The sequence below is a fragment of the Vibrio sp. B1-2 genome, assembly GCF_963888445.1.
Classification (GTDB): domain Bacteria; phylum Pseudomonadota; class Gammaproteobacteria; order Enterobacterales; family Vibrionaceae; genus Vibrio; species Vibrio anguillarum.
In genome coordinates this window covers 81,675-95,912 of sequence record NZ_CAWPJH010000011.1, presented here as the reverse complement: position 1 = coordinate 95,912, position 14,238 = coordinate 81,675, and the positions used below count along the sequence as shown (strand labels likewise).

Sequence of the window (14,238 nt, the reverse complement as noted above, 5' to 3'; positions counted from 1 at the left end):
GTTTGGCAGTATAGACGTCCAAAAATAGCTTAGGGAGAAAGCTGTGCCGATTAAGATCCCCGACCAACTGCCAGCCGGTGATGTACTGCGTCATGAGAACATTTTCGTGATGTCAGAAACACGTGCCGCCACACAGGGCATCCGTCCATTGAAAGTTTTGATTTTGAATTTAATGCCGAAGAAAATCGAAACCGAGACTCAGTTTTTGCGCCTGTTATCCAATACTCCGCTGCAAGTGGATATTGAATTACTGAGAATTGATGAGCGCCCAAGTAAAAATACCCCCACTGAGCATTTGGAGAACTTTTACCGTCAATTTGAGATGGTAAAAAATCGCAACTTCGACGGGCTCATCATCACCGGAGCTCCTTTGGGGTTGGTCCAATTTGAAGATGTGATTTATTGGGAACACTTAAAAAGCGTGATGGAATGGGCTAAAAATCACGTCACTTCCACACTCTACGTTTGCTGGGCAGCGCAAGCGGGGCTAAAACTGCTCTACAATCTGCCCAAACGAACTCGCAAAGAAAAATTATCGGGCGTTTATCATCATGAAATCCACCATCCCTTTCATCCGATATTACGCGGCTTTGACGACACCTTTTTAGCGCCCCATTCTCGTTATGCTGATTTCTCACCAGAATACTTAGCCGAACATACGAATTTAGATATTCTCGCCACCTCTGATGTTGCGGGTGTGTACTTAGCCTCAACCAAAGACAAACGTAACGTGTTTGTCACAGGTCACCCTGAATACGACGCACATACACTGCATGGTGAATATATTCGAGACTTGGGTGAAGGGATGGAACCCGCAATCCCAGTCAACTACTACCCCAATGATAATCCAGATAATAAGCCAGTCGCCAGTTGGCGAAGCCACGGTCACTTGCTGTTTGCAAACTGGTTAAACTACTGTGTTTACCAACAAACACCTTACGACCTTGAACACTTTAGCGAAGATAAATTTACCAAAGACGATTAGTGTTTCATGCCTGATCATCTCAGTAATGAGGTGTTCAGGTTTTCATCAAACATAGTGCATACTGACTCGCATTCTTCTCTGCTCTTTCCCCCTCGATCTTCTGATTTCCTTATCATGCGTCTAAGCGATTTAGGAGCTGCAGATAATGAAAAAAGTACTGATGATATTGATAATGTTCACGTTATCGGCCTGTGTCACCGTGAACGAAAAAGGTGAGCCTGAAGTAAAAGCGGATCCGGTTGAAATGGCCGAATCTCGCATTGCGCTCGGCCTAGGCTATTTAGAAAATGGCAACATGAGCAAAGCGCGTGAGAACCTAGAAAAAGCCACACAACATGCGCCAACTTACTATCGATCGCAACTTGCGATGGCTCACTACTACGAAACTGTCGGTGAAACAGAGGTCGCACGTAAAACCTATCAAACCGCGCTTCGCGCCCATCCCAAAAATGGCAATATTCTCAATAACTACGGCACATTTTTGTGCAAGCAGGGCGAATATCAAAAAGCCGATGAATATTTTAACCGCGCCATTGCTCAACCCTATTATTACCTTGTCCCAGCAAGCTATGAGAACGCAGCCTTTTGCGCGTTAAAATCTGGCGATAAAGAACAAGCGCGCTACTATTTTGCAAAAACATTAGACCATGACCCTAATCGAGCTCGTTCATTGCTGCAATTAGCTAAATTGGAAATTGACGCTCAACAATACACGCAAGCTCGCATTCGCTTGATGCAATTTAATCAGCGCTACGGTAACCAAAAAACATCGCTTCAATTATTGGTAGAGTTAGAGAAAAAGGCAGGAAATAAAGCGTTAGAGAAAAAATATCAAGCGGCGCTCGATACCTTTTCCTAACATCGTATTACTAGGGCAAGGGTTATTTGATATTGGTGGGTCTACCGTCTTTGCCACCAGGACGATCACGATAGTGGATACGGCGAAGACGTCTGACTTTCTGAGCGCGCTGAATTTTTTGATATTCGCGATAGATAATACGAATAAAAAACCCAAGTCCAATCATCGTAAGCAAGGCAAACAGATAAGCGAAGGGCTGGCAGATCCAGTCAGGTTGGCAAGGTAAATAAAGGTCAAAGTCCATACCTTACTCCTTCTATTGCTATCTCAACTCACTGACCAATATAGTCAATCAACGAAGTCAGCCTAGCACTTTGCCGCTAACCATTGTTTGCGTTGACTGTCATTTTGGAAACTCCATGCGATGAATCGACTCACTTTTTGCCCTTGTTGCATTTCAACAACCTTCACCACTGCAGCACCCACTTTATCTAACTGTTTTTGCATCCAACGTACATTCTCTTTTTTAGAGATCAATGTGGTGAACCACAGCACTTGCTGAGCGTAGTGTTGACTTTCAGAGGCCATGTTTTTAATAAAAGCAGCTTCACCACCGGGGCACCATAACTCAGCTTTTTGTCCACCAAAGTTGAGCGTGATCGCCTTACTTCTGTTAGCGTCTTGCCCCGCAATTTCTTGACCTTTTTTGACTCGATTACGCTGTAAATTTTTCAACTTACGTTCGCTGCCTTGCTGCGCCTCTACTTGTGACGCGTGGAAAGGCGGGTTGCACGTGGTGAGATCGTAACGCTCATTTTCTTGAATAATCTGCTTAAAAATATGTTTTGCATCGCTCTGCAAACGGCATTCAATACGCCCATTGAGCGAAGCATTACCATTAACCACCAGATTGGCGGATTTAATAGAGATAGGATCAATATCGCTACCAACATAGCGCCAGCCGTACTCTGCCACGCCCACTATCGGATAAATACAGTTCGCTCCGACCCCAATATCAAGTGCTTGAACCTTTTCATGCTTGATTGCTGAGCACTCATCTAGCAGCAGATCGGCCACGCGATGAATATAATCAGCTCGACCGGGGATCGGCGGGCACAAATACCCAGCGGGAATATCCCAATGGGTCACATGATAATGATGTGCCAATAACGCTTTGTTGAGCATTTTCACCGCCATCGCATCGGAGAAATTGATGCTCGGTTCACCACTCGGGTTGCGAATAACAAAGGGCTTCAAAGCAGGCAGTGTATTAATCAGCGCGGGGAAATCGTATTGTCCTTGATGCTGATTACGAGGATGTAACCCCTGCTTTGCTTTTAACGCAGGTTTTTTATGGCTCGCTTCAGGTTGGCTTTTCTGCGACTTCGCTTTGGCTGACATTACTGCTCCTCTTTTAAATCGAGATACATCATAAACAATCGTGCATCAAACTCGAGCTGATGATAATTCGGTTCCATATGGCAACACAGTTGATAAAAAGCCTTGTTGTGCTCTTTCTCTTTGATGTGAGCCAGCTCATGTACCACTAGCATGCGCAACAGCGGCTCCGGTGCTTCTTTAAACATGCTCGCTATGCGGATCTCATTTCTAGATTTGATTTTCCCACCATGCACTTTGGCAACATAACTGTGCAACCCTAGTGCGTTATTGATAATGTGGATTTTATTGTCGTACACCACTTTACTGATCGGCGCCGTTTTCTTCATGTATTGATTTTTGAGATCAATCGCGTAGTTAAACAACGCTTTTTCACTTTGAATCGAATGGCGCTGTGGGTAGCGTTGCTCAAACCAGCTAACGAATTTACCGGCCGTGATCAACTGTTCAACTTGTGAAACGAGATGAGGCGGATAGTTTTGTATGTAACGAAAAGATGGATGCATAGCCCAGCAACTGACTCATAAAAAAGGCGCTAAGTGTAACTGAATCAAGCCTGCGTTTCATCTTTCCAATCACAAGGAGCAAGGCTTCGCATCCGAGAGAGTTGAAACTCAGCGCCTCGGTGGGTAAACTTGCCGCCCTTTATGTTCGGTTAATGAGTGAATTGGATGAAACGTATTGTGCTCTACGTCAAAGATAAATGCCCGCACTGTAAAGATGCTCAGCGCTATCTTGACGCCAAACAGATCCCCTACCGCTTATGTAACGCAAAAATGCAACGCGGCCGGAAGGAACTGGATGCGATCGGCGCGCGCAGTGTACCGGCTTTAAAAATTGGTGATCGAATTATGATTGGCTGGAACCCAAACAACTTTGAAAAAATCTATCAAAGTTAATCGAACGATACACATAGCCCCTTTCACACGTACTGTTTCACAAATTCAATAAAAGTACGGTCGGCATTAGACAAATAGCCCTCTTTGCGCCATGCGAGGGCTAAATCTAACCAGACTGGCGGTTCAAAAGGGATCGCTCGTACATCCGGTTCATGCTCCGTTACAAGCTCTAATAACGCAGTCACTGCGTACTCATGTTTGACAATACTTAAAATCATTGGCAACAGATTGGTTTCAAAAGAGAAATGTGCGCTGAGCTTATGCTCTTTACACACTTTATCAATGAAGTCGCGGTGGAAATAACCGGGCTTAAACATTACCAATTCATGCTCAAAAAAGGTCTTAAAATCTATCGATTCTCGTTGTGCTAACTCATGTTCTTTCCCCACTACCGCCACCATTTGCGATGATAAGAGGGGATCAACCTCTAAATCCGGAGGAAGATCATGATTGAGGATCACGCCAATATCTAGCTCACCACTGAGCAACATTTTTCTAATCGACTGAGTTCCCGCTTCTATCACCGTCATTTTTAGCAAGGGAAAGTGACTTTTAAAAGCCATTACAATTTCTGGAAAGAAATAGGATCCCATCATGCTCGGCGCGCCGAGCCTCACTTCGCCTTTGACGAGCCCTTTAAGCTCATCCATCGCCAATTGTGCATCTTCAAGTTGCTGCAAAATACGAGTGGCGTGTTCATATAACACTTGCCCTTCATGGGTCAGCGTCACTTTTCGCTCATCTCTTTTTAGCAAAACAACCCCTAATTGCTGCTCAAATTTTTTAATCGAAATACTAAGCGCTGGCTGCGCAATGTGCAGTTGCTGGGCTGCTAAAGTAAAGCTGCCGCACTGAACCACAGCCGAAAAATGTTTTAGATGGCGAGTATCCATAGCTTTATGGTTCCACAGAATCAAACGAAGCGAGATTCGTCCAACGAGGTTGAGATATATTTTATATATCACGACGATATTTTTAATATATTTTATTAATCACCAAGCCACTGCTACTGTGATCACAGATACATAACGTAAGTGAAGCGTAATCATGATCGAAATTGGCAGTAAAGAATACCGAAAAGTCACTTGGGGACTTGCGCTCGGCTCGTTCTTAGTCTTTTGTAATCTCTATCTTTTTCAGCCAATGTTGCCCTACCTTGCTACGCATTTTGCGGTTTCGGAAACCCAAATTAACTGGTTATTTGCCGCATCAACCCTCGCACTCTCCGTCAGTTTAGTCCCTTGGGCAATCAGCTCTGAATCCTTTGGCCGCCGCAAAGTGATGTTATTAGGGCTATTCATGATGCCATTAATCGGCAGCTTAATGTTGATCAGCCAACAGCTATGGGTGCTGGTTTTAACACGTGCACTGATGGGCGTCGCATTGGCCGCCTTTGCTTCGGTTGCCGTGGCTTACATGGCTGAGGAGCTTTCGCCTCAAGCATTTAGCCAAGCGATTGGCGGTTATATTGCTGCGAATTCATTAGGTGGTATTAGCGGCCGAATTTTAGGCGGTATATTGACCGATGCCTTTGGCTGGCAACAAGCCGTGATTGTGATTGCCATACTCACTTTCGTATGCGCCATCATTGTGCTGTGGTTACTGCCCATTCAACGCAATTTCACGCCGCAACGAGGCTTGTTCTTTCACCACAATCGTGCGCTGGTAAAACATCTTTCTAACCGCACACTGTGGCTAGCGATGCTGATTGGTGGTACTAACTTCGCGCTGTTTGTTAATCTCTACTCAGTGATGGGCTTTCGGCTTGTCGCCGAACCCTATTCGCTACCGATTGGCTTAGCATCATTGATCTTCCTATGTTATTTGGCGGGAACACTCAGCTCGAAACTGACCGCCAACTGGACAAAACGCTACAATGCCATTTCGGGCATGATGTTGGGAGCCTTGCTCAGTTTATCGGGGATGTGGCTAGCCTTGGTTGAATCGATCCCGTTTATGCTGATCGGTTTAATGTTGATCAGTTTCGGCGCGTTTTTTACTCATACGCTCGCCTATTCATGGGTGAGCCAAAAGGCCAGCAGCGCAAAAGCAACCGCGACCGCTCTATATTTGGTTCATTACTATGTAGGTGGCAGCCTTGGCGGGTTTTTCTTACTCTATTGCTGGCAAAATGGCGGTTGGGCGGTGGTGGTTTCGGGTGGAATGGTGTTGTATGTGGCGATGTTTTTTCTCTGTTGGAAATTGCGCCATGATGACCGCGCCCTTGCGCACCGCAAACCGCTGCATGAATTGATCAAGTAGTGTTATCCACTCACTTTATCAAAAGACTCATGTTATGCTTGCGCCAAATTGACTATTTTAATAAGCACTATGAGCGTAACGATAAATAAAACCGCCATCACAACTGAAGTCGAACAGTGGCTTAACGATGTGGTGATTGGCTTAAATCTCTGCCCTTTCGCCGCAAAACCACAACGTAACCAACAGATCAAAATTTTCGTCAGTGAAGCCGATACTGAAGAACAATTGCTGCAAGACATTTTGCAACAATTGCTAGAGTTAGAAGGCAGCTCGGCACAGTCTCTTGAGACCACCTTAGTGGTGGTGCCAAACATGCTCGAAGATTTTTTTGAGTACAACTTTTTTATCGATTGGGTCGAAGCATTAATTACGCAACAAGATTGGCAAGGCATCTTCCAAGTCGCTACCTTTCACCCTCACTACTGTTTTGGCGGCACACGCCCCGAAGATGACGAAAACCTAACTAACCGTTCGCCGTACCCGATTTTCCATCTTATTCGCGAAGAGAGCATGGAAAAAGTACTCAAGCACTACCCTAACCCAGAAGCGATTCCCGATACCAATATCGCTCGTGTTAGTGCTCTAAGTGACCAAGAACGCCGCCAACTGTTTCCTTATTTGTTTCTCAATAAGTAACCCTGCTCTTTAACCAAACTGATGGCATGGGTCGCAGCTTTGCCATCAGTTTGTTACTATCCATTTTCTTACTATCAGTTTATTACTATCAATTTGTTACTACGCGTCACAATCCCTGTTAACCAAACCAATGGACCGAGATAATGCATTTATCCAAGCTTACTCAAGAGATTTACGATCATCTTTACCGCGATATTACCGAGTTTCGTAGCACCTTTGATCTCCCCGTTGCTGATGCCAGCAGCTTAAACGATAAAGCTGACACGTTGCATACTTCGCTCGCGATTGAAGAGTTGACTGAACTTGCTGAAGCTGACAATAAAACGGAACAAGCGGATGCGATCATCGATACTGTGTATGTTTTGATGGGTCGTTTAGTCCACCTTGGACATAGCCAAGTGAGTGACAACTTAGCGATCAGCTATTTGATTGATCTTCTGCTCAATGTTGCCGTAAATCGTGGCATCGAATTTATTCCATGCTGGGATGAAGTACACAGCTCGAACATGAGTAAAGTATGTCGCAATGAAAAAGAGTATGCCGATACCCAAGCCTACTATGCTGAGCAAGGTATTGAGCTGATGGCCGTACAAAAAGGCGACTACATTATTGCTAAATGCGCACAAGATTTTGTCTCTGAAGGCAAAACGATTCGCCAAGGTAAAGTGCTCAAATCAGTCTATTACCGTCCTGCTGACCTTGCTTCATTGACGCAATAACCTTGCAAAGACTCAGATAAAAAAAAACCACCTTGTGGGAGCAAGGTGGTTAAGAGACTTATAAAAAGCCTAACAAGAACGAGAATGTATCGATTCTATTAAGGCGATTGGCGTGCCAACTTTTGTATAAAATCTAACCAATTGTTTTTAATAGACTTATTATTTTTACTATTATATCTCCAGCACATTGATGCGCTAAAAGTGTGCTGACTGCACGACAGTTGTGCTTTTAATCAAAGATAAGGTAAGGCTTTCCTTCAACAACAACCTGCTTCACCTGAGTCTGAAACGCTGCACTTAACGCTTGGCTCTCTAATACTTGTTCAACCGAGCCGGAACTTTGCAATACGCCATCTTGCAGTAACAGAGCGCGATCGGCATGGCGCAATGTTCGATTGAGATCGTGATTGGCCATTACTACCGCTATCCCTTGCTGTGCAACCTCTTCAATCAAACGATAAAGCAACCCTTCTTGAGCAATATCAAGAGGCGCCGCAGGTTCATCTAATATCAATAACTGCGCGTAAGGGTTTAAGGTTGGCCAAATTTGCAAGCAAATACCGGCCAAGCGGACACGTTGCCATTCGCCGCCTGACAGTTGGTGAATGGATCGATGCAATTTGTCTTGAATATTCAATCGTTGAGTGAGATGAACCACGGCTTGATTAACAGCCTGAGAATGTAAATCGGCGCAACTGGGGATCGCTAAGGCAAGATATTGATAAACATCGACATTAAAAACAGGCTTGTCGTTTTGCGACAAATAAGCTCGGTGCAGTGACAGCGCCTCTAACGATGCGCTTGAAAGCTGAAGATCACCAATGTAGACCTCACCTTGGCTCTCTGTCACGCCAGCTAACGCCGACAGTAAAGTGCTTTTTCCGCTGCCATTAGGCCCAATAACATGCAGCACCTCTCCCGCTTGGCAAGTAAAAGAGAGTGGCAATAAGCGTGATGAAACCTGCAGGCTATTAACGTGAATCATGGTTTTTCAACAACATCCAAATAAAAATCGGCGCACCAATGGTGGTAGTGACGACACCAAGTGGAAGCTCAGCAGCATTAAGCGCCGTTCTGGCAACGGTATCCGCGCAGACCAGTAAAAGTGCGCCGAACAGAGCCGACATAGGTAAAAGGTAGCGGTTTTCAGAACCAAACGCCAAGCGCAATAAATGCGGAACAACCAACCCAACAAAACTGATCACACCGCCCAATGCCACCGCAGCTCCTACCAGCAGCGATACGGCAAAAATCAATTTCCAACGTAGTCGATGTACATCCACACCTAACTGCTTTGCATGAGTTTCGCCCAGCATCAGTTTGTCTAACGTTTTTCCTTGCAGAGCAAGCCAGATGATCACCGGAAGCGCAGCTAATGAAAGCGTATGTTGATACCAGCTTGCACCACCAATACTGCCCATCAACCAGTAAACCAGTTGCCTTAAACTGAGATCATTACTGAAATAAAACGCCCATGTCACCACAGCACCAGATAAAATACCCAGCGCCACACCGACCAGCAGTAAGCGGGTTGTACTTAAACGCATCGCTTTAGCCATGCTGACCAGTAAAAGAGTAAACACCATCGCACCGGCTACGGCACAAAGCATGAAAATTTCAGGTGAGGCCAAAGCAGGGAAGAAAAACAGCACCACTACCATCGCCACACTGGCGCCACCAGAAATACCAAGCACGCCCGGCTCTGCCAAAACATTCCCTAATAACACTTGCAGCGCCGCGCCTGATACGGCTAGTGAAGCACCAATGATGACGGCAGAGAGCAGACGAGGAGCACGAAGTTCAGTCACTAACTGCCATTCCAGTGGTGACCAAGTGTGAAATGGGCTGATAAAGAGTTCACCCACCATCAAATAAAACGCACTCATCGTAATCAACAATGCCAGCATAGCGTAGAGGGCGTAATGCCAGCGACGCTGTTTTTTTAAGAGTAACTGATTGAACGTCATGCGCTTATATGTAAGTAAGAGAAACAATAATGGCCTAACCTTACCGTTAAGCCATTTAAATAGAAAGTGATATACCAAAGCAATCGCCTGTTAACCTCGTTAACAGGTCAAAAGATTAACAGGCAAAAGTACCATCGGTTAATCGTATACCAATTGATCGTCTTCATAGCGTGTCGCCACTTTGCACACCATTAACGCGGCGCGCTGACCTAATGCCACTTTTCGGTTAGGAAATACGATCGCTTCATCTTCATTTTTCGCCATGAGTGGCTTTTCACCATCATGACCAAATACCTCACCATGTTTAAACGCGGTGAAGTTTTCGACGTTATCATCAAACATGAAATCAAAATCGTCATGCAAACGGACGATGGTACGGCTGACACGATAAATGGTTGGCTTTCTTGGCAAGTGTTCAGGTGTCGCATTGGCTACCAAATCGCGCATGGCTAAGTCAAACGCGACTAATCGCTCTAGGTTGTTTTGACCAAGAGGTGCGACTTGCCCCAGCTCAAGCGTTAAAGCTTGCGCGGCAAAATTCTCTGCACTGTGCCAACTGAAGGTACTCGATGGTGAATTTGAAAGCAGCACCGCTTCGATATGCGCACTTTCAATCAATGCCATCAGTGCGCGGCTGCGAACAGGATGGCGAGATTTGGGGCTGACGGCAAACGAATAATGTTTGGAGTGACGAATCGCACAGTGCAAATCAAGATGCCACCGGTTTTGCTCAGCAGTGTGTTCGAAAAAGTCTTTCACTGTCTGTTTTAGATGCTGTGCAATCTCTCTTTCTAGGGAGGTATTGCCCTTTTTATCATCAAATAAACGGTTCAAATTTTCTTGCACGAAACGGGTATGTTGATTCGTCGCCTGAGGATGAGCCACAATAAATAAGCAGCGGTGTTGGACCGCTTGAAAACCTGACTGAATATCATCCACCAGCTTATTTACTAATTCCAGTGGCGCAGTTTCGTCACCATGAATACCGCAAGAAATAATGATGTGCTTACTCTCATCGTTAAGATGAGCGGGGATCACTTCAAGCACTCCACGCGAGAGCACTTTAAGCGTAATACCAGCTGCCGTTTTGATTTCGCCAGTGACCATTTCTTGGTCTAAATCCAAACTATCAAATAGGAAAGATTGGCGGAAAAGGGACTTCGTCATGCGTTACTCCTTTATTGCACAGCGGTATGTTAATGAATTGTAGAAGCAATTTATGTTGAGGCGATCCCACTAATCAAGATGGATAAGGGTAAACTTAACTCATCAACGATCGTCTCAATACCTTATACAAAATACTCTTAACCAGAGGCCGGCGTTAATTGCCGGGAATTCTATCATTAAATCTGATAGTTACTCCATACTCTACTGCATGCTCACCCGGTGCTAAATTTGAATTCCGATGCTCTTCACACTCACATTCTTAGCATTATCTTTTCCTATTTGGATATGAGTTAATGATTGATAGTCGATATTCAACACACTATACCAATATTGGTTTTGCCAGTCAGTGCCTAGAACATAGGCAAGTATCATTCTGATTGTTCCACCATGGGCAATAACTAAAGTGTCTTGCTTAATCTCTTTAATCTGAGCCTCCCAAGCACGAGTTACACGCTGATGAAAATCGGCTAAGTTTTCTGCATTCGGTAGTTGATGTTGGGCCGGATTGATCCACAAAGTTTCCACTACTGGCCACATCGATTGCAGTTCATCAAAGGCCACGCCATCGACGTCACCAAAATCCATTTCTTGGAAATCAGGCTCAATTTGGTAATCCAATTTCGGCTGCTGTAAAACCAGTTGCTGCGCTAAATCATGGCAACGGCGTAGCGGCGAAGTAATGATGTTTGAGAAGGAGTAAGGGGATCTCAGCAAAGTGTGAGCGATCTGCTCTTGCCGATGCGCTTCAACGAGCACATCTGTTTTACCATTGAGCGCAGGCCGACCGACGGTTTTACCGTGGCGCATCAAATAGAGATTGATCATAGTGAGCCTTTTAAAGCGATGTCGTTTAGAGCAGTGTCTTTTAAAACAATCGGTAAGCCCGCCGCAATAAAGCTCACTCGGGTTGCTAACTTGGCTAGCGCTTGGTTAAGCCAGCCCGCGTCATCGACAAATAAGCGCGAAACCTCCCCCATAGGGATCACGCCAAGGCCCACTTCGTTAGCGACGATAACCAAAGTGGCGGGCGTTTGCTCAACGGCAAAACAGAGTTGCTCGACTCGCTTTTTTATCTCCGCTTCGTGAGCTTGCTGGCCATGGTTGTAGATAACGTTATTCAGCCACAGCGTTAAGCAGTCCACCAATACCACATCATGTGCCGAAAAAGTGGCAATTAACTCAGGCAGTTGTTCAGGGCATTCGTGCTCTTGCCATTCCGACGTTCTTTGCTGCTGGTGGTGAGCAATCCTTGCCTGCATTTCATCATCAAACGCAATCGCGGTGGCAACATAGTTAAGCTGAGCCTGCGGCAGCCGCATTAACAGGGCTTGGTGTTCTTGCTTTGCGGCCTGTTCAGCGAAACAAGACTTACCGCTACGCGCGCCACCCAAAATCAAATGCACCATTATTCAATCATTCCCATGCTCAAATAACCCAACCCAGCGAATACAATAAGCAGCAGATAGATCAGCAGTTCCATAATCTGTTGTGCAGCGCCAAGGCAATCACCCGTGAAGCCACCAATACGCGCCATCAACCAAGCTTTGAAGAAAATACGAAAAACTACAGCAACCAATACCAAACTTAAGCTTACCTGCCAACCAAACCATAACGCAGGCGCTAAGCCGCACAGCAGTAGAAAAATGAGCTCTGGAAGGGTTTGTTTATTGGCTAGCGGCTTACTTTTGCTGCTATCGAGATCGCTTACATACGGCATATCGAAAATCAACGATGCCGCTATCGCACGGCTAAAACTGTAGCCTAGTACCCACACCATTAATACGTTGCCATAACCAAGTAGCGCCTCTAAAAAGAGAAACTTACACAGTAGCGCCATCACTAAACTGGCCGCACCATAAGTGCCAATCCGGCTATCTTTCATGATGCTCAAACGGCGCTCAGCCGTCATTCCTCCGCCAATGCCGTCCGCCATGTCAGTTAAGCCATCTTCATGAAACGCCCCTGTTAATAGCAAACTAACCACCATCGTCAGTGCGATGCTTACCTCGTTTGGTAAAATCAGGATCAGCACACTGTAGATGGCACCGCAGATCGCGCCGAGTAATAGACCAACCAAGGAAAAATAGCGCCCAGATCGGTTCATTCGTTCACTGCAATAGGGCGTATTGTTAGAAATAGGAAGGCGCGAGAAAAAACTCAACGCCAACCAGAACAGCTCTAATTGATAAGCGAAAACGCGCAGCATTACACTGTCACTCCTGCGTCGGCAAAACTGGCCATGGTGTTGTAAAACTCGGCGGCCGCTTTGACCAAAGGTACGGCTAATACAGCACCCGTTCCCTCACCCAACCTCAACCCTAAATTAAGCAGTGGTGTCGCGTTTAACAGTTCCAGTACGCGTTGATGGCCCGATTCATGGGACTGATGAGCAAAAATCATCAACTCGCGGCAATCTGGTTCAATAAGTGTGGCCACATACGCGGCTACCGTGACGATAAATCCATCCACCAGAATCGGCGTTTGCTGCTGGTAAGCGCCTAAAAATGCTCCGACCATTTGCACAATTTCAAAGCCGCCTACTTCCGCAAGGACCGTTTCTGGATCCAAACCACGGCAGCGTGTTACGCCTTGCTTCACCAACTGTATTTTTTTCTGATATTGCTGTGTTGAAATGCCAGTGCCGTAACCAACGCACTGCTCAACAGAATGTTTAGAAAGCGCTGCTAATATCGCAGAAGCGCTACTGGTATTGCCAATGCCCATTTCACCAAACATCACTATATTGGACTCCGCACGGATCACCTGCTGCACGGCCTGATTGCCTAGCAGTAGCCCTTGCTTCACTTGCTCTACAGACATCGCCGCTTGGCGAGCAAAGTTCTCCGTTCGGTTACCTAAGCGCTGCACAAAAAAGTGCGGATTGTCGCTTTCTACAGGGAGTAAGATCCCGCAATCTATCACTTTCATCTCGACTTGATTGCTGCGACAAAAACAGTTGATGGCCGCACCACCCGCCAGAAAGTTAAGCACCATTTGCTGAGTCACCGCGCTTGGCGCAATGCTAATGCCTTCATCTGCAATGCCGTGATCGCCAGCAAAGATCAGTACTGTAGGCTTATGAATGGTGATCTGCTGAGTGGGCTGAGGCTGATTTTGACTTTGGATTAAGGCGAGCTGGTGTGCTAATGACTCAAGTTGGCCCAGCGCTCCTAACGGTTTGGTTTTTTGATCGATTCTTTGTTGTATTGCTTGGCTATGATCTTGTTTTAACATTGCTTCTGGGCTCTTCCATGAAAAGAGAAGAGTTTACTCGTATTCGCTAGTATCGGCTAGGTTTTGCCTATTTGAGCCTAAAAAAACACCCCCTGTTTTCTATAAAATCAGGAGGCGTTTTTAGGTTTATATGGGCACTATTGTCAAACAGACACGCCCACAAAGGCTGGTT

General features: G+C 45.7%; 17 protein-coding genes. 6 read left to right on the top strand and 11 right to left on the bottom strand.

All coding sequences use genetic code 11. From position 1 onward, the window contains the following. Positions 1–43 precede the first annotated feature (43 nt). A complete protein-coding gene (gene metA / locus AACQ75_RS05450; RefSeq protein ID WP_013856656.1) occupies positions 44–985 on the top strand; it encodes a homoserine O-acetyltransferase MetA in 942 nt (313 codons plus the stop codon). A 145-nt stretch (positions 986–1,130) separates the two neighbouring features. After that, entirely contained in the window at positions 1,131–1,844 is a 714-nt protein-coding gene (gene pilW, locus AACQ75_RS05445; RefSeq protein ID WP_170888350.1) for a type IV pilus biogenesis/stability protein PilW, read from the top strand. Positions 1,845–1,866: 22 nt separating this feature from the next. Here the strand turns inward: pilW and AACQ75_RS05440 are convergent, their stop codons facing one another. From AACQ75_RS05440 to AACQ75_RS05430, 3 genes are all read right to left on the bottom strand, one after another. Further along, positions 1,867–2,088, bottom strand: coding sequence for a hypothetical protein (locus AACQ75_RS05440; RefSeq protein WP_017044824.1), 222 nt, complete (start codon positions 2,086–2,088; stop codon positions 1,867–1,869). A gap of 62 nt (positions 2,089–2,150) precedes the next feature. Beyond that, on the bottom strand, positions 2,151–3,185 hold the full coding sequence (gene rlmF / locus AACQ75_RS05435; RefSeq protein WP_170888349.1) for a 23S rRNA (adenine(1618)-N(6))-methyltransferase RlmF: 1,035 nt from the start codon (positions 3,183–3,185) through the stop codon (positions 2,151–2,153). Continuing rightward, on the bottom strand, positions 3,185–3,688 hold the full coding sequence (locus AACQ75_RS05430; RefSeq protein WP_094132971.1) for a M48 metallopeptidase family protein: 504 nt from the start codon (positions 3,686–3,688) through the stop codon (positions 3,185–3,187). The genes rlmF and AACQ75_RS05430 overlap by 1 nt, the downstream gene beginning before the upstream one ends. Positions 3,689–3,853: 165 nt before the next feature. Between AACQ75_RS05430 and AACQ75_RS05425 the strand changes: the two genes are divergently transcribed. Continuing rightward, the gene (locus tag AACQ75_RS05425) at positions 3,854–4,081 is read left to right on the top strand and encodes a glutaredoxin family protein (RefSeq protein ID WP_010318599.1); all 228 of its coding nucleotides are present in this window, start codon (positions 3,854–3,856) and stop codon (positions 4,079–4,081) included. Between the two features lie 23 nt (positions 4,082–4,104). Here AACQ75_RS05425 and AACQ75_RS05420 read toward each other — a convergent pair whose 3' ends face one another. Then, positions 4,105–4,974: a LysR family transcriptional regulator gene (locus AACQ75_RS05420; protein ID WP_026027359.1), complete on the bottom strand. Its 870-nt coding sequence runs from the start codon at positions 4,972–4,974 to the stop codon at positions 4,105–4,107. Between the two features lie 154 nt (positions 4,975–5,128). Between AACQ75_RS05420 and AACQ75_RS05415 the strand changes: the two genes are divergently transcribed. From AACQ75_RS05415 to AACQ75_RS05405, 3 genes are all read left to right on the top strand, one after another. After that, on the top strand, positions 5,129–6,343 hold the full coding sequence (locus AACQ75_RS05415) for an MFS transporter (protein ID WP_013856650.1): 1,215 nt from the start codon (positions 5,129–5,131) through the stop codon (positions 6,341–6,343). Between the two features lie 69 nt (positions 6,344–6,412). Beyond that, positions 6,413–6,979, top strand: coding sequence for a DUF1415 domain-containing protein (locus tag AACQ75_RS05410; RefSeq protein ID WP_026027360.1), 567 nt, complete (start codon positions 6,413–6,415; stop codon positions 6,977–6,979). A 143-nt stretch (positions 6,980–7,122) separates the two neighbouring features. Further along, complete coding sequence (locus tag AACQ75_RS05405) at positions 7,123–7,698, top strand: nucleoside triphosphate pyrophosphohydrolase family protein (RefSeq protein ID WP_010318603.1); 576 nt, start codon at positions 7,123–7,125, stop codon at positions 7,696–7,698. Positions 7,699–7,927: 229 nt separating this feature from the next. Here AACQ75_RS05405 and btuD read toward each other — a convergent pair whose 3' ends face one another. The 7 genes from btuD to cobT all read right to left on the bottom strand — a co-directional run bounded on the left by btuD (position 7,928) and on the right by cobT (position 14,066). Further along, on the bottom strand, positions 7,928–8,683 hold the full coding sequence (btuD, locus tag AACQ75_RS05400) for a vitamin B12 ABC transporter ATP-binding protein BtuD (RefSeq protein ID WP_017044830.1): 756 nt from the start codon (positions 8,681–8,683) through the stop codon (positions 7,928–7,930). Next, complete coding sequence (btuC, locus tag AACQ75_RS05395) at positions 8,670–9,665, bottom strand: vitamin B12 ABC transporter permease BtuC (protein WP_029388300.1); 996 nt, start codon at positions 9,663–9,665, stop codon at positions 8,670–8,672. The genes btuD and btuC overlap by 14 nt, the downstream gene beginning before the upstream one ends. A gap of 138 nt (positions 9,666–9,803) precedes the next feature. Next, positions 9,804–10,832, bottom strand: coding sequence for a succinylglutamate desuccinylase (locus tag AACQ75_RS05390; protein WP_170888348.1), 1,029 nt, complete (start codon positions 10,830–10,832; stop codon positions 9,804–9,806). A 222-nt stretch (positions 10,833–11,054) separates the two neighbouring features. After that, positions 11,055–11,657: a histidine phosphatase family protein gene (locus AACQ75_RS05385; RefSeq protein ID WP_170888347.1), complete on the bottom strand. Its 603-nt coding sequence runs from the start codon at positions 11,655–11,657 to the stop codon at positions 11,055–11,057. After that, a complete protein-coding gene (gene cobU / locus AACQ75_RS05380; RefSeq protein ID WP_170888346.1) occupies positions 11,654–12,238 on the bottom strand; it encodes a bifunctional adenosylcobinamide kinase/adenosylcobinamide-phosphate guanylyltransferase in 585 nt (194 codons plus the stop codon). Before cobU ends, AACQ75_RS05385 begins: the two co-directional genes overlap by 4 nt. Next, positions 12,238–13,038, bottom strand: a complete 801-nt coding sequence (locus AACQ75_RS05375) for an adenosylcobinamide-GDP ribazoletransferase (RefSeq protein ID WP_170888345.1) — start codon at positions 13,036–13,038, stop codon at positions 12,238–12,240. The genes cobU and AACQ75_RS05375 overlap by 1 nt, the downstream gene beginning before the upstream one ends. Further along, on the bottom strand, positions 13,038–14,066 hold the full coding sequence (cobT, locus tag AACQ75_RS05370; protein ID WP_170888344.1) for a nicotinate-nucleotide--dimethylbenzimidazole phosphoribosyltransferase: 1,029 nt from the start codon (positions 14,064–14,066) through the stop codon (positions 13,038–13,040). Before cobT ends, AACQ75_RS05375 begins: the two co-directional genes overlap by 1 nt. Between the last annotated feature and the right edge of the window lie 172 nt (positions 14,067–14,238).

Bases quoted from the DNA above. Each gene is read 5' to 3' on its own strand.
- AACQ75_RS05425 (WP_010318599.1), top strand. From the start codon at position 3,854: ATGAAACGTATTGTGCTCTACGTCAAAGATAAATGCCCGCACTGTAAA.
- btuC (WP_029388300.1), bottom strand. From the start codon at position 9,665: ATGACGTTCAATCAGTTACTCTTAAAAAAACAGCGTCGCTGGCATTAC.
- rlmF (WP_170888349.1), bottom strand. From the start codon at position 3,185: ATGTCAGCCAAAGCGAAGTCGCAGAAAAGCCAACCTGAAGCGAGCCAT.
- btuD (WP_017044830.1), bottom strand. From the start codon at position 8,683: ATGATTCACGTTAATAGCCTGCAGGTTTCATCACGCTTATTGCCACTC.
- cobU (WP_170888346.1), bottom strand. From the start codon at position 12,238: ATGGTGCATTTGATTTTGGGTGGCGCGCGTAGCGGTAAGTCTTGTTTC.
- AACQ75_RS05440 (WP_017044824.1), bottom strand. From the start codon at position 2,088: ATGGACTTTGACCTTTATTTACCTTGCCAACCTGACTGGATCTGCCAG.
- AACQ75_RS05385 (WP_170888347.1), bottom strand. From the start codon at position 11,657: ATGATCAATCTCTATTTGATGCGCCACGGTAAAACCGTCGGTCGGCCT.
- AACQ75_RS05375 (WP_170888345.1), bottom strand. From the start codon at position 13,038: ATGCTGCGCGTTTTCGCTTATCAATTAGAGCTGTTCTGGTTGGCGTTG.
- AACQ75_RS05420 (WP_026027359.1), bottom strand. From the start codon at position 4,974: ATGGATACTCGCCATCTAAAACATTTTTCGGCTGTGGTTCAGTGCGGC.
- AACQ75_RS05390 (WP_170888348.1), bottom strand. From the start codon at position 10,832: ATGACGAAGTCCCTTTTCCGCCAATCTTTCCTATTTGATAGTTTGGAT.
- cobT (WP_170888344.1), bottom strand. From the start codon at position 14,066: ATGTTAAAACAAGATCATAGCCAAGCAATACAACAAAGAATCGATCAA.
- AACQ75_RS05430 (WP_094132971.1), bottom strand. From the start codon at position 3,688: ATGCATCCATCTTTTCGTTACATACAAAACTATCCGCCTCATCTCGTT.
- pilW (WP_170888350.1), top strand. From the start codon at position 1,131: ATGAAAAAAGTACTGATGATATTGATAATGTTCACGTTATCGGCCTGT.
- AACQ75_RS05410 (WP_026027360.1), top strand. From the start codon at position 6,413: ATGAGCGTAACGATAAATAAAACCGCCATCACAACTGAAGTCGAACAG.
- AACQ75_RS05405 (WP_010318603.1), top strand. From the start codon at position 7,123: ATGCATTTATCCAAGCTTACTCAAGAGATTTACGATCATCTTTACCGC.
- AACQ75_RS05415 (WP_013856650.1), top strand. From the start codon at position 5,129: ATGATCGAAATTGGCAGTAAAGAATACCGAAAAGTCACTTGGGGACTT.